Raw genomic sequence first — 21537 nt, 5'->3', positions numbered from 1 at the left:
TGTAATACAATAAACGGCAGGGTAACCTGCCGTTTTTTTATGCCTGTTATTCAGCAATACCAAGACGCGTGAGAAAACCCTGCAACCCTTCACGAGCGAGCAACTTGTGCAAACGTTCCTGTTCGACAGTCGTCATGTTTTCCAGCGAGTCGATAATTTGTGGAAGCAGGCTGGATGAGGTTGCCACGCCGTAGTGGGAAGGGCTTTCCGCCACATGGTAAACAGCCCGACGGTTACGAATGGCAGGAAGGCTAATGATGTGCTCCTTAACGTGCGCATCAATACATATCACCCTCGCTCTTCCGCCTTTTACACCGTTGATACCCTCCGTTTTCCATCCCTTCTGTCGTATCCAGCGATTAACGGTTTGTCGGGCTACGCCCAGACTGTCCGCCAGCTCTTCCGTGGTCATTTTGCTGCGTAATCTTTTCATATCAGCGTTGGTCGCGAATCCCTAAACGTTGTAACAAGCCGGTAATCCCTTCCCGCAGTAACAGCGATGTCATCTGCTTTTGCTCTTCCGGCGTCATTTCATTCGCCAGCGTCAGGAGCAGGGCATGAAGCGAGCCCTCGTGGTACGTATCTGGCAGTTCCGGCGTCTCTGTTGCCCTGCGCGCGCTGCGAATAAAGTCGCGCACTTTTTCATTGACGTGTACCAGACGCGCCTTGCCACCCTGAACGCCTGGCTTTGGCGATGTAATCCAACCCTCTTTGCGTACCCATTTATTGATGGTCTGTCGGCTATAGCCAGTCAGCAGGGCTAACTCTTCTGGCGTCATTCGTTCCTTGATCATACAATTTCCTGAATATCTGTGGGGTTAATTAGTGGTTCATTTTATAGCACCGTTTTACGTGAAAACGTGACAAGCTTAACTCCTGGCTGCGAGCAGGCTCGCAAAGTGATTCATTTGCATGATTTTTCGGCGGTTGAAAGGCGGAGGTTGAATTTGCCGTTGACACTCTGCGGCGGAATTCATATTATGCCGCCCGTCAACATGACAGCTTTACGACGGGGCTATAGCTCAGCTGGGAGAGCGCCTGCATGGCATGCAGGAGGTCAGCGGTTCGATCCCGCTTAGCTCCACCAAACTCTGAACCCAACAGAGTGCGGTAGGTAAAGTAACATGTGGGGCTATAGCTCAGCTGGGAGAGCGCTTGCATGGCATGCAAGAGGTCAGCGGTTCGATCCCGCTTAGCTCCACCAAAATTTAAACCCTCGTCGCAAGACGGGGGTTTTTTTATATCTTGTAAAATGTTTAGACTCTTTTTGTTGCCAGCAATGTCGTTTTCTATACATCACCTCAATCCAAATCAATAAACAAGTCTATAAATAGACCTGAACTTGATTCGTGCAATTAATAAACCTATTATCCATCCGGTCAATAAGACGATGGTTAAATAGATCACACGGATTAATGAATAGAAAAATTTACAATAATGTAAAAATATTTATGATTGTCCTGGCGTTAAGCCTGATTACGATCCCCTTTTCCCGTTATATCTCCCCGCGCGCTATCGTCAACGAAAATGATGTTTATTTAGCGTGGTTGCCCTTAAGCGCCATGCTCGCCATCGTATTGTTATTTGGACGTCGGGCAATCATTCCTTTACTGATTGGATTTAGTGTTACTAACATTTATTACTTTGATTTAGCATTACTACAATCTTCCGTGTTATTAATTTGTCAGACGTTTGCCGTCTTCGCTGCCTGTGGCGTCATCCGTCTGATGCTGGGCAAACGCTGGCGACACAGCATCCCGAATAAGTACATCGGTATACGTATTTTCTGGCTCGGATTTGTGGTTCCTGTAGGCATCAAATTATCGATGTATCTGGCGGGATATTTATTTGATTTTCCGGTGACAATCTCCTCCTATTTCGGCGAAGGCTCTGCAATTTATAACGTTATCGATATTCAAAGCCTGATTTGTGCCGCCCTGATTTTCACCATGATGTTCTACTACCCGTTAAGAATGATAATTAATCCCCGGTATGCCCGAACATTCTGGCGGCGAAGCGTGAAGCCCCTCTTTTGTCACAAAAAAGTGTTATTTATCGTTGTGTGGCTGATGCTGTTGGTCTCGATGATCGCTATTTTGTGCGCGCCTTTCGAGTCACAGTTTATTGCTGGTTATTTGATGCCAATCGTTTTTATTCTTTTTACCCTGGGGATTGGTCGTCTGAGCTATGCGCTCATCTCTTTACTCTGGGCGGCCTCGGCGCTCATGCTGTTGACCTACAATTATAATTTTCTTAATGGCGTTGAATCGGGCCACTCGCTCTCCTTTATCTTGTCGGTACTGATCTCTTTCGCCATCTGCCTGCTTTACATGTCGCGGATCTATCAGAAAAGTGAATGGCTGAAACAGGGGTGGCAGGAGAGGGCGCTTACCGATCCGCTCACCGGTCTGCCTAACATTCGTGCGCTGGAAGTGTTTTTACAGCACCATCCCGAAGCCAAAATCTGCTGCCTGCGCCTGGATAATCTGGAATTTCTGAGCCGTCATTACGGCATCCTCATGCGTGTACACTGTAAAAAGATGATCACCGCGTCGCTGCAACCGTTATTGCAAAAAGACGAGAAGCTCTTTCAGTTGCCAGGCAGTGAGCTGGTGGTGGTCTTGTTGGGTCCGGGCACGGCTGAACGTCTGCAATATATGGTTGATCATCTGAACAGCCGTAAGATTGTCTGGAACAAGACTGAGCTCGACATTGAGTTTGGCGCCTCCTGGGGCGAAGTGCCGGATGGGGAAAGCCTGCACCACACGCTGGGTCAGCTGAGCTGGCTGTCCGAGCAATCCTGTGGCGGGCATAACGTTCTGGCGTTAACCAACAGTCTGGATGATGTCTCTGGTCAGACGACGGACAGGGTGCTAATGCTGGCCCGCATAAAACGCGCCCTTGATATCGGCGGTCTTCACCTTTACGCCCAGCCAATTCACAACGCGCGCGGAGAAGGGTACTTTGAAATCCTCTCCAGGCTGGAAAGCGATGGCGAGATCATCACCCCTGACCGCTTTATTCCGCTGATTGCTCAGTTCAACCTGAGCCACCGGTTTGACCTGAACGTGTTGGAAAAATTGCTGATGTGGATGCGCAGCCATCCGTCCGGACGTGCAGGAACGCGCTTCTCCGTCAATCTAATGCCGCTGACGCTGATGCAAAATGAGATTGCGGCTGAGATCATCGCGCTTTTTGAACGCTACGCCATTGCGCCGCAAAATATCATCATTGAGATCACCGAGGAACAGGCTTTCTCAGACTCGGGAAGCAGCATCAAAAATATCCAGCAGCTGCGTGATTACGGCTTCCGCATTGCCATAGACGACTTTGGTACCGGCTATGCCAACTTTGAGCGCCTGAAGCGGCTGGAGGCCGATATCATTAAGATCGATGGTTGCTTCGTGAAAGATATCTGCACCGACAGCATGGATGCGATGATCGTGCAGTCCATTTGCAACATGGCAAAAACGAAATCGCTGTGTGTGGTGGCTGAATATGTGGAAACGGCTGAACAACGCGAGATGTTGTTGCAATTTGGCGTAGATTATTTGCAGGGCTATTTGATTGGTAAACCCCAGCCTCTGGCGGCGCTGGAAGCATAAAAAAACCGGGAGCGAGGACTCCCGGTTTTTATTACGCGGTATGAATTAGAGAACCAGTGCTGCAATAGAGGCAGACAGGACGCTCACCAGCGTTGAACCGTAAACCAGCTTCAGGCCAAAGCGAGAAACCACGTTACCCTGCTCTTCGTTCAGGCCTTTAATCGCGCCAGCGATGATACCGATGGAAGAGAAGTTCGCGAAGGAGACCAGGAAGACGGACAGGATCCCTTCCGCACGTGGGGAGAGTGTGCTGGCAATCTTCTGGAGATCCATCATCGCCACGAATTCGTTGGATACCAGTTTCGTTGCCATGATACTGCCCACCTGCAACGCTTCGTGAGCGGGCACGCCCATCACCCAGGCAACCGGGTAAAAGATGTAGCCCAGAATACCCTGGAAGGAGATACCGAGTACGGCCGCAAACAGGGCGTTCAGCGCAGCGATCAGCGCGATAAAGCCAATCAGCATCGCGGCAACGATAATTGCAACCTTGAAACCCGCCAGAATGTATTCACCCAGCATTTCGAAGAAGCTCTGCCCCTCGTGCAGGTTAGACATCTGAATGTTCTCTTCGCTGGCATCCACGCGGTACGGGTTAATCAGCGAAAGAACGATAAAGGTGCTGAACATGTTCAGAACCAGGGCCGCAACCACGTATTTTGGTTCCAGCATGGTCATATACGCGCCCACGATAGACATGGAAACGGTAGACATTGCGGTTGCCGCCATGGTGTACATGCGGTTACGGGACATCTTGCCGAGGATATCTTTATACGCAATGAAGTTCTCAGACTGACCGAGGATCAGTGAGCTGACTGCGTTAAAGGATTCCAGTTTACCCATGCCGTTAACTTTCGATAACAGGAAGCCGATCGCACGGATAACCACCGGCAGAACGCGGATGTGCTGAAGGATACCGATCAGGGCAGAGATGAAGACGATAGGGCAGAGTACCTTCAGGAAGAAGAAGGCCAGGCCCTGATCGTTCATGCTGCCAAAGACGAAGTTGGTCCCTTCGTTGGCAAATCCGAGCAGTTTTTCGAACATTTCGGAGAAGCCTTTCACGAAGCCGAGGCCTACGTTGGAGTTCAGGAAGAACCACGCAAGTAAAACTTCAATGACCAGCAGCTGGACAACATAGCGAATACGAATTTTTTTGCGGTCTGTGCTGACCAGCAATGCAAGTGCAGTAACGACAACAAGTGCCAGGACAAAATGAAGGACGCGGTCCATATTTGCTCCAAATATGAGGCAGGTTTAATTTCCGTGCACATTCTATGTAACAAGCACAAAGAAAACGAGATCAAGCCCACACTATAGTTACATCCTGTGACGAGTCTCAAAAATAGTGATCAACAATACATTTTTGTTATGTTAGGTAAATGAGTGAAAAGTTAAGTTTGTGTGCTACGCTTCACAAATGTCTGCGCATTTTCACATTCTGTGACCTTGCTCCACCTGCCTGTCTATCGTTCCTGGCTATCAGAGAAATCATGTTAACCATTTCAAATGAACTTGATAATCATTCTCATTTTGATAGCATAAAACATAGCAAAGGCTATATTTCCAGAGGCAGAAATGACGAATAGTCGCGTAGAGAGTAGCAGCGGCAGAGCGGCACGCAAGCTGCGGCTCGCATTAATGGGACCGGCATTCATTGCCGCGATTGGCTACATCGATCCGGGTAATTTTGCGACCAACATTCAGGCCGGGGCCAGTTTCGGCTATAAACTGCTGTGGGTTGTGGTCTGGGCCAATCTGATGGCGATGCTGATTCAGATGCTCTCCGCGAAGCTGGGTATTGCTACCGGAAAAAACCTGGCGGAGCAAATCCGCGATCATTATCCACGTCCGGCAGTTTGGTTTTACTGGGTTCAGGCGGAAATTATCGCCATGGCCACCGATCTCGCCGAGTTTATCGGGGCGGCGATCGGCTTTAAGCTTATTCTGGGCGTCTCTCTGCTTCAGGGGGCCGTGCTGACCGGTATCGCCACTTTCCTGATTCTGATGCTCCAGCGGCGGGGGCAAAAACCGCTGGAGAAAGTCATCGGCGGCCTGCTGCTGTTCGTCGCTGCCGCCTATATTGTTGAGCTGATTTTCTCCCAGCCGAATCTGGCGCAGCTGACGAAAGGGATGGTGATCCCGTCGTTACCTACTTCTGAAGCCGTTTTTCTGGCTGCCGGGGTGCTGGGGGCGACCATTATGCCGCACGTCATTTATCTACACTCTTCATTAACCCAGAATCTGCATGGCGGGACGAGTAAAGAGCGCTACTCCGCCTCGAAATGGGATGTGGCTATCGCGATGACCATTGCCGGATTTGTGAATCTGGCGATGATGGCCACCGCCGCCGCCGCGTTCCACTTTAACGGGCATACCGGGGTTGCCGATCTTGACCAGGCTTACCTGACGCTGGAGCCGTTGCTGAGTCATGCCGCTGCCACTATTTTTGGTTTAAGCCTGGTTGCTGCGGGCCTTTCATCTACGGTTGTGGGGACACTGGCCGGGCAGGTGGTGATGCAGGGGTTCGTACGTTTCCATATTCCGCTGTGGGTTCGCCGCTCGGTCACGATGCTGCCTTCCTTTGTTGTGATCCTGATGGGGCTGGATCCGACCCGCATTCTGGTGATGAGTCAGGTGCTGCTGAGTTTCGGGATTGCGCTGGCGCTGGTGCCGCTGCTGATCTTCACCAGCAACAAATCACTGATGGGCGATCTGGTGAATTCGACGTGGGTGAAACGCGCCGGGTGGGCCATTGTGGTCGTGGTGGTGGCGTTAAACTTGTGGTTGCTGATAGGCACAGCCGCAGGCCTGTAAAAGAAAAAGGAGCCGGAAGGCTCCTTTTTGTTGTTAATGGTGATGGCCGTGACCGTGGCCTCTGCCTTTTCCGTGACCCCAGCCGCCACGGCGGTCGTCACGATCTTTCCAGCCTTCGCGGTAGCCGCGTTCGTAAGCCTTACGCTTATCCCAGCCACGGTGATAGCCGTTATCGTGTTTCCACCAGCGGTTTTGACGCCATTCATAATGGCGATGCCAGTAGTCACGGTCGCGCCAGTAGCCACCGTCCCAGTATCTGCCGTAGTCATCACGATCGCCAATTTGTAATTTAATCGATGGCAACAGGGTGATTTCGCCCGCATTGGCGACCAGCGGGGCCGAAGCCAGTAATACCGCTGCAAGAATCAGTGACCTGAACATACTCTTCTCCTTCACGATCGGGGCCGCTGTGCGACCTGTTAACGCAATTTTACGAGTTGGTAAACATTCGTTTCATCGCCTCAACTCCTAAATCATGAACGAGAGCACTTTTTGCTAAAAGTGTTTTTAATCTGAACTGGACAGGATCGTATCTATCGTCTTGAGCTCTTCTGCCGTGAACCGACAATTTTCAAGCACGCCTGCTGCATCATCAATTTGTCCGGTCTTGCTTGCGCCGATGAGCACGGATGTCACCGCATCGTGGCGCAGGATCCAGGCCAGTGCCATTTGCGACAGCTTTTGCCCCCGTTTTTCCGCCAGCGCATTCAGCTTACGTACCTTTTCCAGCTTTTTGTCGGTGATCTGTTCCGGATTAAGGAACTTACTGCCGCTTGCTGCGCGAGAATCCGCTGGGATGCCGTTCAGATAGCGATCGGTCAACTGTCCGCCCGCCAGTGGAGAGAAGGGGATACATCCCACCCCTTTTTGCTGCAACACGTCCAGCAACCCCTCTTCAGGCGCACGTTCAAACATGGAGTACTTCGGCTGGTGGATCAAACATGGCGTGCCCAGATCCTCCATTATTTCAATCGCCTGCCGTGCCATTTCTGCCGGGTAGTTGGACAGACCGATGTACAGCGCTTTGCCCTGACGCACCACATGGTCAAGCGCTTTCATGGTTTCACGTAGCGGCGTGTGTGGATCCGGGCGGTGGTGATAGAAGATATCGACATACTCCAGCCCCATACGCTTGAGGCTCTGGTCCAGGCTTGCGATCAGATATTTACGCGAGCCCCAGTCACCGTAAGGCCCGTCCCACATGGTGTAGCCCGCTTTAGTGGAGATGATCAGCTCATCGCGCCAGGGCAGGAAATCCTCCTGCAAAATGCGCCCAAAATTACGTTCGGCCGAACCAGGAGGCGGGCCGTAATTATTGGCAAGGTCAAAATGCGTAATACCCAAATTGAAAGCACGCTGTAAAAGTTGACGGCTGTTTTCGAGCAACGTCGCGTCGCCAAAATTATGCCACAGCCCCAACGAGATGGCGGGAAGCTTAAGACCGCTTTGCCCACAGCGGCGATATTGCATTGTCTGATAACGATTTTTGTCAGGCTGATAACCCATTTGTGAGACCTCTGGCGCTGGAAAGAAACATCCGTGTATACGTTTACACTAATCTGAAGAAAATGAGCATAGCGCAGCTTTTTTCGTAAAGCATTCTTTCCAGCCCCTGATTGTCGTCAATTCTGGACACGCTTCACGCTTATTTAATACTCAGAGTGAGGTCAACGTCAGAAGGACACTTATAATATGCGTACCCCCTATTGCGTCGCCGATTACCTGCTGGACCGACTAACAGATTGTGGTGCCGATCATCTGTTTGGCGTGCCGGGCGACTATAACCTGCAATTTCTCGATCACGTGATAGACAGCCCGGACATCTGCTGGGTGGGCTGTGCCAACGAACTGAACGCGTCTTACGCCGCAGACGGCTATGCCCGCTGTAAGGGCTTTGCCGCACTCCTGACGACATTCGGCGTTGGGGAGTTAAGCGCCATGAACGGTGTGGCGGGCAGCTTTGCCGAACATGTTCCCGTCCTCCATATTGTAGGGGCCCCGGGTATGGCGGCGCAGCAGCGAGGAGAGTTACTGCACCATACGTTGGGCGACGGCGAGTTCCGCCACTTCTATCATATGAGCGAACCCATCACCGTTGCGCAGGCGGTGCTTACGGAACAAAACGCCTGCTATGAAATTGACAGAGTCCTGACCACCATGCTGCGGGAGCGCCGTCCGGGCTATCTGATGCTGCCCGCCGATGTGGCGAAAAAAGCCGCTACACCTCCTGTAAGCGCTCTCACTGTTAACCCCGCACCGGCCGATTCAGCCTGCTTGCAGGCGTTCCGTGAGGCTGCCGAAAAGCGCTTGTCTACGAGCAAACGCACCGCGCTGTTAGCGGACTTCCTGGTACTCCGCCACGGTCTGCGCGCGGCCCTTCAGACGTGGGTGAAAGAGGTGCCGATGGCACACGCCACCATGCTGATGGGCAAGGGCATTTTTGACGAACGACAGAGCGGTTTTTACGGCACCTACAGCGGATCGGCGAGCGCCGCGCCGGTCAAAGAGGCCATCGAGGGTGCTGATACGGTGCTGTGCATTGGCACGCGCTTTACCGATACGCTCACTGCCGGATTTACCCACCAGCTTACGCCAGACCAGACGATAGAGGTTCAGCCCCACGCGTCCCGCGTCGGCGACGTCTGGTTTACGGGTATCCCGATGAGGGAGGCCATTGAAACGCTGACAGCGCTGTGTAAAACCTATGTTCGTGATACGCGAGCGCCATCGGATCACAGCGGCTTTTCGTTCCCGACTATTGAAGGGGCGCTGACTCAGGAGAGCTTCTGGCGTACCCTGCAAACGTTTATTCGCCCCGGAGACATTATTCTGGCTGACCAGGGGACGTCTGCTTTCGGCGCTATCGATCTGCGTTTACCGGCGGACGTGAACTTTATCGTCCAGCCGCTGTGGGGATCGATTGGCTACACGCTGGCGGCGGCGTTTGGCGCGCAAACGGCGTGTCCGAATCGACGCGTGATTGTCCTGACGGGCGACGGCGCCGCGCAGTTGACCATTCAGGAGCTGGGATCGATGCTGCGCGACAAGCAGCGCCCGATTATTCTGGTGCTTAACAACGAAGGATACACGGTGGAAAGGGCCATCCACGGGCCGGAGCAGCGCTATAACGATATTGCCCTCTGGAACTGGACGCAGATACCGCAGGCGCTGAGCCTGGCGCCTCAGGCAGAGTGCTGGCGCGTCAGCGAAGCGGAAGCGCTGGCGGAGGTGCTGGATAAAGTGGCACACCATGAGCGGCTTTCGCTGATCGAGGTCATGCTGCCGAAAGCCGATATTCCGCCGCTGCTGAGCGCGCTGACCAAAGCGCTGGAGGCGCGCAATAACGCCTGATTACCTGTCGTTTCGCCATGCCATCAGCATCGGTTTGCCCGCCAGCAGGAGCCAGGCGGGCAACATCACGATACAGAGCAGCGGCAGAAGCGTGGTATCCGGCACGACAACGGCCGCCATAAACAGGCTCAGCCACGCATCGCGCGTGACCACCAGTACCAGCCCCAGAATGGAGCAGGAGACGGTAATCGCCGCAGGGACAGCGTCAACGTGCTCATGCAGCATCAGCCCCAGCGCGACGCCAACAAATACCGCCGGGAAGATACGACCTCCCCGGAAACCACAGGCCGCCGCGACCACCAGCGCCGCCAGTTTCACCAGCGCGAACAGCAGATAATCTGAGACGCTGAAGACCTGGCTGAAGGCCAGCTGCTGCATCTCGTCCAGACCCTTAAACAGCGTAACCGTCCCGCCGATAGCGCCTAAAACGCCCAGAATAAAACCCCCCATGCCCAGAATCAGCACCGGATGCTTCAGCCTGTGCATCAGGCGATGCAGGCGAGGAAGACACCACACCGCGACCATCCCCAACGCAATGGCGATCGCGACGACGACGGCGCCGCTGAAAATATCGGTGAGTTGCATCTGGCCGTAGTGGGGAATGGAGAGTGAAAAATGGGGATGGAAAAACAGGCTGGTGGTGAGGGCTCCCGCAGCGGCGGCCATTAGCGGCGCGAAGAGTTTATCCCAAAGCGGCACCTCATGATCACTGCTGAGCGTTTGCGAAAAAATGAGCGCAGCCGCGACCGGAGTGCCAAACAGCGCCCCGATGGTGCCAGCGGAGGCCAGGATCGTCCAGTCCAGCGCGCCAACGCGCGGGAAAAGACGCGCCCCCAGAAAGACCGCCAGCGCGATATTCACCGCCATAATGGGATGTTCAGGCCCGAGGCTTACGCCGCCCGCAAGACCGATTATCAGCGCGATGATAAGCCCCGGCAGAGCCGAGGGGGAGACAGGCGCGCCAATCAAGGGTTCCAGTGCCGGGTCCGGCCCGGCATGGCCCGGGCTATAGCGGATCACCAGCCCTACGGCAATCCCGGTCAGGGTCAGCATCACCATGATCCAGCCCGGCGAGTCAATGCTGATGCCGAGTTTTACCGGAAGCGCGGTCCATAAAATCGTTTGCAGCACCGCCGCCACTTTCATGACGACGATGAGCACCAGGCTCGACGCCACGCCAATAATCAGCGCCGGGACAGCCAATAACAGCATGGTTCTGGCTCGCGGATGGAGCATGATGATTTCCTTGTACAAAACGGCTTAACATTACTTTGCACAATCAGCATTGTGGCAATAGTGCAAAAGGTGCTGAAACGGTAAAGTTATTATGTGACGAAGATCGATAATCCATGGGCAGTCACCTTCTGGTCGTTGTTGTTATCACGCCTTGAATTTACAGTGTCCCAAAGATTTATTCTGACTTTAGCGGAGCAGTAGAAGAATGACAAAGTATGCTTTGGTAGGTGATGTAGGCGGCACCAACGCGCGCCTTGCCCTGTGCGATGTGAACAGCGGTGAAATTTCTCAGGCGAAAACCTATTCAGGGCTGGATTACCCAAGCCTGGAAGCGGTGGTTCGCGTCTATCTGGAAGAGCATAAAGTGAGCGTTGAAGACGGTTGTATCGCCATCGCCTGTCCGATTACCGGCGACTGGGTGGCGATGACCAACCACACGTGGGCCTTCTCAATTGCCGAAATGCGGAAAAACCTCGGCTTCTCGCACCTTGAAATTATCAACGACTTCACTGCGGTTTCCATGGCTATCCCAATGCTTAAACCAGAGCATCTGATTCAGTTCGGCGGTACGGCCCCGGTTGAAGGCAAACCGATTGCCGTTTACGGCGCGGGAACCGGTCTGGGGGTGGCGCACCTGGTCCACGTCGACAAACGCTGGGTCAGCCTGCCGGGCGAGGGCGGTCACGTGGATTTTGCGCCGAACAGCGAAGAAGAGGGCATTATTCTTGAGGAGCTACGCGCCGAGATTGGTCACGTGTCGGCCGAGCGGGTGCTTTCTGGTCCGGGTCTGGTGAACCTGTATCGGGCGATTGTCAAATCAGACGGTCGTCTGCCGGAAAATCTGCAACCGAAAGATGTGACCGAACGCGCGCTGGCCGACAGCTGTATTGACTGCCGCCGTGCTTTGTCGCTGTTCTGCGTCATCATGGGGCGTTTTGGCGGCAACCTGGCGCTGAACCTTGGCACCTTTGGCGGGGTCTATATTGCGGGCGGGATCGTGCCGCGCTTCCTCGATTTCTTTACCGCCTCCGGCTTCCGTGGCGGCTTCGAAGACAAAGGCCGCTTCAGGAGCTATGTCCAGGACATTCCTGTTTACCTGATTGTCCACGACAACCCAGGCTTACTGGGATCCGGCGCGCATCTGCGTCAGGTTCTTGGTCAGATCCTCTGACGCTCATTTCCCTCTCCTGCGGGAGAGGGAACGTGCTACAGGTGCATGAGCTGGCGGAACTCTTTCACTCTGCTGCGGCTTACCGGCACCTGAAAATCCAGATCCTTCAGCCGCAATATATAGGTGTTGTTAAACCAGGGTTCGATTTCGCGGATCTTGTTCAGGTTGACGCAGAACGAGCGGTGGCAGCGGAAGAAGTGGGCGGCCGGGAGTTTATTGCAGAATTCGGTGATGTTCATCGCCATGACGTAGGATTCACGCCGCGTATAGACAAACGTCATTTTTTCATGCGCTTCGGCATAGTAAATATCGTCGACAGGCGTGACGATGATCCGTTCGTCCTTCACCAGATTAATTGTGTCGTTTTCCCGCGCTACCGGGCTGGCACTGGCGGGTAAGGACTGCTGCTGCCACGCGGCTTCCAGCTTATGCAGCATGCTGATAATACGCGACTCCTGGTACGGCTTTAGAATATAGTCAAACGCCTCAAGCTCGAAGGCCTCCACGGCATGCTCTTTCCACGCGGTGACAAACACAATAAACGGCTTGTGGGCGAACTGATTGATATTTTGCGCCAGCAGGACGCCGTCCAGCGACGGAATATTAATATCGAGGAATATCGCGTCGACCCGGTTATGCTGTAAAAATTTCAGCACGTCCAGACCATCCTCAAAACAGCCAACAATCTCCATCTGGCTGTGGGTTTTGATAAGCCAGCTCAACTCCTGTTGAGCCAGAAATTCATCTTCTACGATGATGACTTTCATCTGTTACTCCGGCCTACGGCAACAAGGATATTGGGGCATTCACGGGCGTTCGCTCATTCGGAACATAAAAGGCAATTTCGGTGCCCGGCTCAAGGCGGTGAATATGCAGCCCGTCACCGTACAGCAGTTTGACCCGGTGATGCACATTCAGCAGTCCGATCTTGTTGCCTGGCATTTCGTTTGATTTGACGCGTTCGATAACTTTCGGATCGATGCCGTGCCCGGTATCGCGCACGGCGATACGCACGCGGTTACCGCTTTCCGTTACGCTAATTGTTACCACGCCTTTGCCTTTACACGGCTGAATACCGTGAACAATGGCGTTTTCCACCAGAGGCTGGATCAGCAGGCTTGGGATCACGCAGTTGACCTCTTCATCAATATCGTAAATGACCGTCAGCTTATCGCCAAAGCGAGCCTGCTCGATCGCGATGTAATCCTTGATTTGATACAGCTCTTTTTTGATGTCGATCTGCTCGTCGTCTTTTAGCTCAATGTTGTAGCGAAGATAGCGCGACAGATTAAATATCAGCTGCCGCGCGGTGTCCGGATTCAGACGGATGGAAGAGGAGATAGCGTTCAGCGCGTTAAACAGAAAATGGGGATTGATCTTGCTTTGCAGGGCGCGCAGCTCTGCCTTATTTGCCATCTCGCGCAGCTGCTCTGCACGCGAAACCTCTAGTTGAGTGGAGATGATCTGCGACAGGCCAATCGCCATCTCCTGGAGCGAGGAGGTGATTTGGTGCGCATGACAGTAGTAAATTTTCAGCGTCCCCGTGACCACGCCTTTTTCCCACAGCGGGATCACCAGCATTGAGTGGATCTCTGGCGTCCGGTGGGCTTCGTCATTGTTTTTAATGATGATTTTTCCGTAGTTAATCGCCTGTCTGGTGGTCGGGCTGATGGTGTCGTCGCTGTCGCGATAATTGTGCTCACCAACGCCAACGTAAGCCAGCACGTGATCAATATTGGTGATAGCGACCGCATCGGCGTGAATATCACGGCGGATGATATCGCAAACCTGACGTAAAGATTCGGCGTTAACGTGCCGGAAAAGCGGCAGCGTCTTGTTGGCGATATCCAGCGCCAGCTTGGCCTGACGCGCGGCGCTGGCCTCTTTTTCACCTTCCACGCTTTGCACCAGCAGCACGATAAAACCGATACAGACGCTCCCGAGGATCATCGGAATACCGATCTTCGAGACGATATCCAGCCCCAGCGCAACGGTTGGCGCCCAGACGATGACCAGGATCATGGTCAGCGTTTCGCAGACCATCCCCGCGATAATCCCTGCACGCCAGTGCTGCTTTTTCGGGATTTTGCGGTTAATCCAGCCCGAGAGCAGCCCGGCAATAATGCTGGTGATAAAGCAGGGAACTGCCGTCACGCCGCCAATATCAATCAGGTATCGATGGGTGCCAGCGATAATGCCTGTGATAATCCCGACCCAGGGACCAAAGAGGATCCCGCCCGACATGACGGCGATGATGCGCACGTTCACCAGCGAGCCTTCTACCGGCACCCCGGACCAGGTGCTGAACAGGGCAAACATCGAAAAGATAAACGTGACGGCCAGCAGCTCTTTTGGAGAATGGGCAGATTTATGCAACAGTTCGCGGAACAAGCGGATGCGGATAAGGAAAAAGAGACAGATCAGCATTAATGCCGCGCGGTCGAACACCGCGAGGAGCATATTGAAGATTTCGTGCACGGTCAGGCCTGGGAAAACGGGAAAAATCTATGATAGAAAACATAGGGCCTGATGACCAGCTATCCATCAGATTTATCAAATGGGGAAAAACCATAAGTCTCAAAGGGGATTGATGGCGTTTGACTGAAAGCCGGCGCTTTTCCGTTTGGGGAGAAACGTCAGGTAACGATACTGAAAATATTGTGTTAAATTGTAGAGCTTAAAACTGCCTGTTCGCGATAGGAGTTCCGCTTTTCACTGCAATCGCATTCCCGTTTTAGCGCAAAATATTGTTTTGCCGTTATCCTCTCGACAGCGTCTTTTTCTTCAGGTTATTTTCTAAGCATGCCACACGGGTGGCAGCGTCGCTCGGACGGTCCGGGCGCTAACGTGACTCTGAGGAATCTATGGCTGAATTCAGTCCTGAACGCCGTTTTACGCGTATCGATCGTCTCCCCCCTTATGTTTTCAATATCACTGCTGAACTGAAAATGGCTGCGCGTCGGCGCGGCGAAGACATTATCGATTTCAGTATGGGTAACCCTGACGGCCCAACGCCGCCGCATATCGTTGAGAAACTCTGCACGGTTGCCCAGCGTCCCGATACCCATGGGTATTCCACCTCACGCGGCATTCCACGCTTACGTCGGGCGATCTCCCGCTGGTATCAGGATCGTTATCAGGTCGATATCGATCCTGAAAATGAAGCGATTGTGACCATTGGCTCCAAAGAGGGGCTGGCCCACCTGATGCTGGCGACGCTGGATCACGGCGATACCGTACTGGTGCCGAATCCGAGCTACCCGATTCACATCTATGGGGCGGTGATTGCCGGGGCGCAGGTGCGTTCTGTCCCGCTGGTGGAAGGCGTCGACTTCTTTAACGAGCTGGAACGGGCGATTCGTGAAAGCTATCCGAAGCCGAAAATGATGATCCTCGGTTTCCCGTCAAACCCAACGGCACAATGCGTTGAACTCGAATTCTTCGAGAAAGTGGTCGCGCTGGCTAAGCGTTACGACGTGCTGGTGGTACACGATCTCGCCTACGCCGATATCGTTTATGATGGCTGGAAAGCGCCGTCAATTATGCAGGTACCGGGTGCCCGTGATGTGGCGGTTGAGTTTTTCACCCTGTCGAAAAGCTACAACATGGCGGGCTGGCGAATTGGTTTTATGGTGGGAAACAAAACGCTGGTGAGTGCCCTGGCGCGTATTAAAAGCTACCATGACTATGGCACCTTTACGCCGTTACAGGTCGCGGCCATCGCGGCGCTGGAAGGGGATCAGCAGTGCGTGCTCGATATTGCCGCTCAGTACAAACGCCGTCGTGATGTGCTGGTAAAAGGGCTTCATGAAGCAGGCTGGATGGTTGAAATGCCTAAAGCCTCCATGTACGTCTGGGCGAAAATCCCCGAGCCGTATGCGGCGATGGGTTCTCTGGAATTTGCCAAAAAACTGCTTCAGGATGCGAAGGTTTGCGTCTCTCCAGGCATTGGCTTTGGTGACTACGGTGACACGCATGTGCGTTTCGCGCTGATTGAAAACAGCGACCGTATTCGTCAGGCAGTGCGGGGCATTAAAAGCATGTTCCGTGCGGATGGCCTGCTTGCAGCGAAGAGCGTTGCGGAACAACCCGAGTCGTAACAGACCCCAAAAAAAACAGGCGCCAACGGCGCCTGTTTTTTTGACTGCATTTTCTTAACTAGATCATCAGAGCAAACGTTCCGGCCCAAACTAAAACAATAACCGAAATGCCCATAAAGAAATATTTCACGTTTCATCGCTCCGCGTATCTTCCGGTACGCATTAAAAAAACAGAGTCCAACTGAGTATAGAGAGTTGAAATCATGCGAAAGGGGAAATCGGAATTATCCCGTTACGTCGCTAACTTCAGCTCTGAATTCTGTGCTTTCCTGTCGCCAGACGGCGCTAATGTACGCCTAAATTTCAGGAGTGACAAGAGGCATTTTTTTAAATAATTTCCGACACTTACGAGTGTCGTGGAACGGCGACAGTTTGATTTCGGTACGCAATAAATGCCTGTTGAGCGACGGTCGATAAAAGCCGTTACGCACTGTGATTACAGGTGTTTGAAAAGGTTAGTTTCTTAGCGAAACTAACCTTCGAAAGGGGTCAGATATAGAGTGAGGCTTCGCCCAGGGGACGGGTTTTAAAGCGGCGGTGCATCCACAGATACTGCTCAGGCGCACGCATAATCTCAAACTCAATCACCTTATTGATAAAGGTCGCGGCTTCACTCTCATCTTCAGGATAGTTCGCCATCTCTGGGGAGATATGCAGACGATAGCCTGACTTATCCGCTTTTCTGACCATGGTCACCGTCAACATCGCGGCGCCTGAGAGACGTGAAATCACAAAGGTACCGTTCGTCGTAGCGACATCTTTAACCGCAAAGAAAGGGGCAAAGCTGCTGCCTTTAGGACCGTAGTCCTGATCCGGGGCAAACCAGACGGCTTCACCTTTTTTCAGGGCGCCAACCATACCGCGCAAATTGTTACGGCTGATCATCGCCTTATTTGAACGCATGCGGCCCCGCGTTTGTACCCATTCCATCAGCGCGCTGTTATGCGGGCGATAGGTTGCCATCATCGGCTGACAAAGGCCCATAACGCGGCCACCCAGCTCAAGCGACATAAAATGCACACCCACAACCATCACGCCGCGGTTTTGCATCTGGGCACGTTTCAGGTTATCCAGACCTTCCACGTCAAACCATTTACGGACACGCTCGTCTGGCCAGAACCAGGCCATACCGGTTTCAAGCAGCGCCATACCGATAGATTTAAAGTTTTCCGCAATCAGCGTTTCGCGCTGCTGCGCATTGTAATGCGGAAAGCAAAGCTCGAGATTTTTTCGGGCAATGGACTCACGACGCTTAAGGAAGTGACGCGATGCGCTGCCGAGCTTCGAACCCAGGAAACGGATCACGGGATAAGGAAGTTGAACCAGCAGCCAAAGTACGCCAAGGCCAAACCACGTAAACCAGTAGCGCGGGTGCAGAAACGCCCGCTGAAATTTGGATTGAGACAAAATAGTGGAACCTATGTAAAGCCTGTGAAGGTAGCGCAGACTTCGCGATACCACGTGCCATTAAGACCGTAGGACGAGGTCATGGTTGCAGGCTTTACCGTTCTTTACGACGTTGCCTGGCCATTGCTGACTTGGGTGGGCGGCATAATGTAGCACCGTTATACATTATGAGCTATCACTCGTTTTTGTTTAAAAAAGCGGCAATTGCGGAGTGGTTTGATTTTGCTATTGTTAAATCTGCGTTCCCGCATGCCTCCTGAAGGTGCAGACCATGGAAACCTACCTGCAAACGGTGAAAGAAGAGTGGGTGAAGCTAATTAATGAAACCGATCCCGATGTGCATCGGCTTGCGACTGAGCTTGCCAGGGACAACGCAACGCCCCTGGTCGCTGAATTCTATCGTGTTGTGCTGGCAGATCCGTCGGCAGCTGAATTCCTGACCACCGAACAGGTGGAGAGGCAGCTTCAGGAGGCGCTTCGTCGCTGGCTTATTGATGTGCTCTCATGCCGTGTGGAGCAGGTTGAAGAGCAGATGCGGGCGCAGCAGCGCGCTGCGGATGTTCATGCCCGTATTGGTATTTCGGTTGATTTAGTTGAAATGGGCTTCCGTGTTCTGAAAAAGCTGCTGTTACCTGTCATTACTACCAGCGCCCATTCGCCTGAGGTGAAGCTGCATATTTATCACTACGCGATTAACAGTATCGATCTGGCCATGGAAGTGATGTCGCGGGCCTATGTATTTAGCGAGAACAATGCGGCGAAAGAGGACGAAAATTACCGCATCTTTTCCTTAATGGAGAACGCAGAAGAGGAGAAGGAGAGACAGACCGCGGCGCTGCTGTCATGGGAAATGGTGCTTCTGTATAAGATCACGCTTAATTCCAGTATCGGCAACAGTCTGCCGCTGGGGCAGTCTGAATTTGGACTGTGGTTTAGCCATAAAGGTCGGCACTATTTCAGCGGGATCGCTGAGGCCGGTCATATCTCTCGTCTGATTCAGGAATTCGATGACCTTTTTAACGAGGTCCGTCTTGCAGGGCAGGGTCTGAGTGATAAAGCGCAGCGGGATAAATTCTTGCAGCGAATGCGTAATACGCTCTCGCAAATCATCACGCTTTTGCGCGAACTGTTTGACGAAGTGTCGCGACACGAGGTGGGGGTTGATGTCCTGACCCGCCTGTTGAATCGCCGTTTCCTGCCAACCATCTTCAAACGCGAAATCCTGCACGCCACCCGGGCGGGAACAAAGCTCTCGACGCTGCTGATTGACGTCGACAAATTTAAACAAATCAACGATACCTGGGGGCACAATACCGGGGACGAGATCCTGCGAAAAGTCTCCGGCGCGTTCTACGACAACGTGCGAACCTGTGATTACGTTTTTCGCTACGGCGGCGATGAATTTCTGATTGTGCTAACGGAAATCTCAGAGGTGGACGCGCTGCGAATCGCCGAGCGTATCCGCAGGCGGGTGGAAAAAATCAAGGTTAACTCCCCAACCGGCGATATTATCCCGCTCTCCCTCTCGATAGGCGTGGCGATGTTCAACGGGCATCCCGATTACGAGCGATTGATTCAGGCGGCGGATGAAGCCTTATACGGCGCGAAACGGCGTGGCCGAAACTGCGTGGAGCTTTGGAAGGGGGCGTAAGGAAAGACAGAAGTGTCCCCTGCAGGAATCGAACCTGCAACTAGCCCTTAGGAGGGGCTCGTTATATCCATTTAACTAAGGGGACGAAGCGGCAAGAGTATAGCGTTATTTACACTTTTCGTTAAGCGCATTGCCGCCTGACTGGTCAAAGAGTCACCGTTCACGCCGATTTTTCGGCAGTTTTATCCTTTTTTTCCTGAGCCTTAAGCTCGGCCTTACGCTTGTTGGACATGTCGTTACGGATTTGCGCATGGCTCAACAGCGCAAAGATAAAGGTCCCGCCACAAATGTTGCCTGCGAGGGTTGGCAGGGCGAACGGCCAGAAAAAGTCGCTCCAGTGGAGTGTGCCGTTAAATACCAGATAAAGGATTTCAACGGTTCCGACAACAATGTGCGTGGTATCGGCGAGTGCGATAAGCCAGGTCATCAGGATAATCACCACGATTTTCGCGCTGCCCGCTGAGGGGAACATCCACACCATAGTGGCGATGATCCAGCCGGAAATTATGGCATTAGAGAACATTTCAACCGGCGTGTTTTTCATCACATCCATGCCAATTTTCACAAATGCGTCGCGGGTCGGTTCATCAAATATTGGCATATACTCGAACGCCCAGGCGGCTATACCCGTACCGATGAGGTTCCCCAGCAGCACGACGCTCCACAGGCGCATCAGTAAACCGAAATTACCGAGGGTCGGATTTTGCATGACGGGCAGTACGGCAGTGACGGTATTCTCCGTAAAAAGCTGCTGTCGCGCCATAATGACGATAATAAAGCCGAACGTGTAGCCTAAATTTTCCAGCAAAAACCCGCCCGGTACGCCTTCCAGCTGAACGTGAAATATCCCTTTGGCGAGCAAAGAGGCGCCCATTGACAGACCGGCTGCAATGGCTGACCACAGCAGGGCCATCGCGTCGCGCTCCATCTCTTTTTCCCCGTCCTGGCGAATATGCTCATGAATAGCCATGGCGCGTGACGGCAGGCGATCTTCATCGACTTCTATCTCTTCTCCCCGGTCTTTCTCCTCACTTTCAATCTCAAGTTCTTCATTGTTCTCGCCAATTTTTTCTTCGTTAATGTCTTTCATAACAGCTCCTTCGGGGTAATTGCTCATTTAAGCGTAGCGGCTTTTAGCGCCTTGCCCGTGGGGATGCTCTTAAATTGCTGTAAATGGCAATAAAGGTGAGACATCTCTTTCAAAGCCAATATAAAATTGCCAGCGAAACGAATTCTGAAAGACAGGCTATGCTGAAATTAGCGTGATGACGCGAGCGGGTCGTCATTGTCCTCGTAGACATCGGTAAGCGTGCTGTTACAATCACTTGCACGTTTCAGGCGGAGCATCACCGGCTCCGTCACAGATGGCATTCAACGATAGCCATATTGAACAGGGAGAAATTTATGAAGCTTCGGCTGTCGGCGCTTGCGCTGGGCGTAACAATGCTTGTGGGCTGCGCCAGCTCTGGCGAGCAAACGGGACGCTCCGATCCTCTCGAAGGATTTAACCGTTCAATGTACAGCTTTAACTATAATGTGCTGGATCCGTATCTGGTTCGTCCGGTTGCCGTGGCATGGCGTGACTACGTTCCGCAGCCGGCGCGTAACGGGCTGAGCAACTTTACCAGTAACCTGGAAGAGCCAGCGGTTATGGTCAACTATTTCCTCCAGGGCGACCCGTATCAGGGGATGGTGCATTTCACCCGCTTCTTCCTGAACTCCCTGCTGGGTATGGGCGGCTTAATTGATGTCGCGGGCATGGCGAACCCGAAATTACAGCGTGAACAGCCGCACCGTTTCGGCAGCACGCTGGGGCATTATGGCGTAGGTTATGGGCCGTATGTGCACCTGCCATTCTACGGCAGCTTTACCGTGCGTGATGATGGCGGCGACATGGTGGATACGTTGTATCCGGTGCTGTCATGGCTCACCTGGCCGCTGTCGATTGGTAAATGGACCGTGGAAGGAATTGAAACACGTGCGCAACTGCTGGACTCTGACGGTCTGCTGCGTCAGTCTTCCGATCCGTACATCATGGTCCGCGAGGCCTACTTCCAGAACCATGACTTTATTGCCAACGGCGGTAAGCTGAAGCCGGAAGATAATCCGAACGCGAAAGCCATCGAGAACGAATTAAAAGATATCGATTCGGAATAAATAAAAAAGGTGAGCGATGCTCACCTTTTTTAATCGTGTTGG

General features: G+C 52.9%; 18 protein-coding genes and 3 tRNA genes. 9 read left to right on the top strand and 12 right to left on the bottom strand.

All coding sequences use genetic code 11. The annotated features are described in order from the left end of the window. Nucleotides 1-46: 46 nt before the first annotated feature. Entirely contained in the window at nucleotides 47-433 is a 387-nt protein-coding gene (locus tag ACOTZD_RS03490; protein ID WP_017383469.1) for a YfeC-like transcriptional regulator, read from the bottom strand. Between the two features lies 1 nt (nucleotide 434). Further along, nucleotides 435-794, bottom strand: coding sequence for a YfeC-like transcriptional regulator (locus ACOTZD_RS03485; RefSeq protein ID WP_003861339.1), 360 nt, complete (start codon nucleotides 792-794; stop codon nucleotides 435-437). Between the two features lie 217 nt (nucleotides 795-1011). On the opposite strand from ACOTZD_RS03485, the gene ACOTZD_RS03480 reads away from it, so the two are divergent. The 3 genes from ACOTZD_RS03480 (at nucleotide 1012) to ACOTZD_RS03470 (ending at nucleotide 3605) form a co-directional block, all read left to right on the top strand. Continuing rightward, nucleotides 1012-1087: transfer RNA gene (locus tag ACOTZD_RS03480), tRNA-Ala, on the top strand. 41 nt (nucleotides 1088-1128) lie between these two features. Further along, nucleotides 1129-1204, top strand: a tRNA-Ala gene (locus ACOTZD_RS03475). 211 nt (nucleotides 1205-1415) lie between these two features. Further along, complete coding sequence (locus ACOTZD_RS03470; protein WP_022651553.1) at nucleotides 1416-3605, top strand: EAL domain-containing protein; 2190 nt, start codon at nucleotides 1416-1418, stop codon at nucleotides 3603-3605. A 45-nt stretch (nucleotides 3606-3650) separates the two neighbouring features. On the opposite strand, the gene nupC is transcribed toward ACOTZD_RS03470, so the two are convergent. Next, nucleotides 3651-4838 (bottom strand): nucleoside permease NupC, encoded by a 1188-nt coding sequence (nupC, locus tag ACOTZD_RS03465; protein WP_003861341.1) that lies wholly within the window; start codon nucleotides 4836-4838, stop codon nucleotides 3651-3653. A gap of 345 nt (nucleotides 4839-5183) precedes the next feature. On the opposite strand from nupC, the gene ACOTZD_RS03460 reads away from it, so the two are divergent. Continuing rightward, nucleotides 5184-6422: an Nramp family divalent metal transporter gene (locus ACOTZD_RS03460; protein WP_003861343.1), complete on the top strand. Its 1239-nt coding sequence runs from the start codon at nucleotides 5184-5186 to the stop codon at nucleotides 6420-6422. Between the two features lie 33 nt (nucleotides 6423-6455). Here ACOTZD_RS03460 and ypeC read toward each other — a convergent pair whose 3' ends face one another. Next, nucleotides 6456-6803: a DUF2502 domain-containing protein YpeC gene (ypeC, locus tag ACOTZD_RS03455; protein ID WP_003861345.1), complete on the bottom strand. Its 348-nt coding sequence runs from the start codon at nucleotides 6801-6803 to the stop codon at nucleotides 6456-6458. 126 nt (nucleotides 6804-6929) lie between these two features. Next, nucleotides 6930-7928, bottom strand: a complete 999-nt coding sequence (gene mgrA / locus ACOTZD_RS03450; RefSeq protein ID WP_022651552.1) for an L-glyceraldehyde 3-phosphate reductase — start codon at nucleotides 7926-7928, stop codon at nucleotides 6930-6932. A 186-nt stretch (nucleotides 7929-8114) separates the two neighbouring features. Between mgrA and ipdC the strand changes: the two genes are divergently transcribed. After that, nucleotides 8115-9773, top strand: a complete 1659-nt coding sequence (gene ipdC / locus ACOTZD_RS03445) for an indolepyruvate decarboxylase (protein WP_022651551.1) — start codon at nucleotides 8115-8117, stop codon at nucleotides 9771-9773. Here ipdC and ACOTZD_RS03440 read toward each other — a convergent pair whose 3' ends face one another. Next, nucleotides 9774-11009, bottom strand: a complete 1236-nt coding sequence (locus ACOTZD_RS03440; protein ID WP_003861350.1) for an ion channel protein — start codon at nucleotides 11007-11009, stop codon at nucleotides 9774-9776. A 205-nt stretch (nucleotides 11010-11214) separates the two neighbouring features. On the opposite strand from ACOTZD_RS03440, the gene glk reads away from it, so the two are divergent. Next, entirely contained in the window at nucleotides 11215-12180 is a 966-nt protein-coding gene (glk, locus tag ACOTZD_RS03435) for a glucokinase (protein ID WP_003861352.1), read from the top strand. 35 nt (nucleotides 12181-12215) lie between these two features. Here the strand turns inward: glk and ACOTZD_RS03430 are convergent, their stop codons facing one another. Together ACOTZD_RS03430 and ACOTZD_RS03425 are read right to left on the bottom strand one after the other, a co-directional pair. Beyond that, nucleotides 12216-12947 (bottom strand): LytR/AlgR family response regulator transcription factor, encoded by a 732-nt coding sequence (locus ACOTZD_RS03430; RefSeq protein WP_023325009.1) that lies wholly within the window; start codon nucleotides 12945-12947, stop codon nucleotides 12216-12218. A gap of 13 nt (nucleotides 12948-12960) precedes the next feature. Further along, a complete protein-coding gene (locus ACOTZD_RS03425; protein ID WP_003861356.1) occupies nucleotides 12961-14658 on the bottom strand; it encodes a sensor histidine kinase in 1698 nt (565 codons plus the stop codon). A gap of 386 nt (nucleotides 14659-15044) precedes the next feature. Here ACOTZD_RS03425 and alaC point away from each other — a divergent pair, with 386 nt between their 5' ends. Next, a complete protein-coding gene (gene alaC, locus ACOTZD_RS03420) occupies nucleotides 15045-16280 on the top strand; it encodes an alanine transaminase (RefSeq protein ID WP_023314600.1) in 1236 nt (411 codons plus the stop codon). A gap of 58 nt (nucleotides 16281-16338) precedes the next feature. On the opposite strand, the gene ypdK is transcribed toward alaC, so the two are convergent. Next, the gene (gene ypdK / locus ACOTZD_RS03415; RefSeq protein WP_099458937.1) at nucleotides 16339-16410 is read right to left on the bottom strand and encodes a membrane protein YpdK; all 72 of its coding nucleotides are present in this window, start codon (nucleotides 16408-16410) and stop codon (nucleotides 16339-16341) included. 359 nt (nucleotides 16411-16769) lie between these two features. Beyond that, entirely contained in the window at nucleotides 16770-17690 is a 921-nt protein-coding gene (lpxP, locus tag ACOTZD_RS03410; protein ID WP_086527955.1) for a kdo(2)-lipid IV(A) palmitoleoyltransferase, read from the bottom strand. 268 nt (nucleotides 17691-17958) lie between these two features. On the opposite strand from lpxP, the gene ACOTZD_RS03405 reads away from it, so the two are divergent. Next, nucleotides 17959-19338, top strand: a complete 1380-nt coding sequence (locus tag ACOTZD_RS03405) for a diguanylate cyclase (protein WP_032102748.1) — start codon at nucleotides 17959-17961, stop codon at nucleotides 19336-19338. A 13-nt stretch (nucleotides 19339-19351) separates the two neighbouring features. Here ACOTZD_RS03405 and ACOTZD_RS03400 read toward each other — a convergent pair. Both ACOTZD_RS03400 and ACOTZD_RS03395 read right to left on the bottom strand, forming a co-directional pair. After that, nucleotides 19352-19423, bottom strand: a tRNA-Arg gene (locus ACOTZD_RS03400). A 75-nt stretch (nucleotides 19424-19498) separates the two neighbouring features. After that, nucleotides 19499-20428: a formate/nitrite transporter family protein gene (locus ACOTZD_RS03395; protein WP_003861364.1), complete on the bottom strand. Its 930-nt coding sequence runs from the start codon at nucleotides 20426-20428 to the stop codon at nucleotides 19499-19501. A gap of 314 nt (nucleotides 20429-20742) precedes the next feature. Between ACOTZD_RS03395 and mlaA the strand changes: the two genes are divergently transcribed. Next, nucleotides 20743-21495 carry a phospholipid-binding lipoprotein MlaA gene (gene mlaA, locus ACOTZD_RS03390; RefSeq protein WP_003861365.1) on the top strand — a complete coding sequence of 251 codons (753 nt, stop codon included), beginning with the start codon at nucleotides 20743-20745 and terminating at the stop codon, nucleotides 21493-21495. Nucleotides 21496-21537: the final 42 nt, after the last annotated feature.

Source organism: Enterobacter cloacae complex sp. SHL022 (assembly GCF_049237785.1).
Taxonomy (GTDB): Bacteria; Pseudomonadota; Gammaproteobacteria; order Enterobacterales; family Enterobacteriaceae; genus Enterobacter; species Enterobacter hormaechei_C.
The sequence above is the reverse complement of the archived record's forward strand: the minus strand, read 5'-3'. Positions and strand labels throughout refer to the sequence as shown.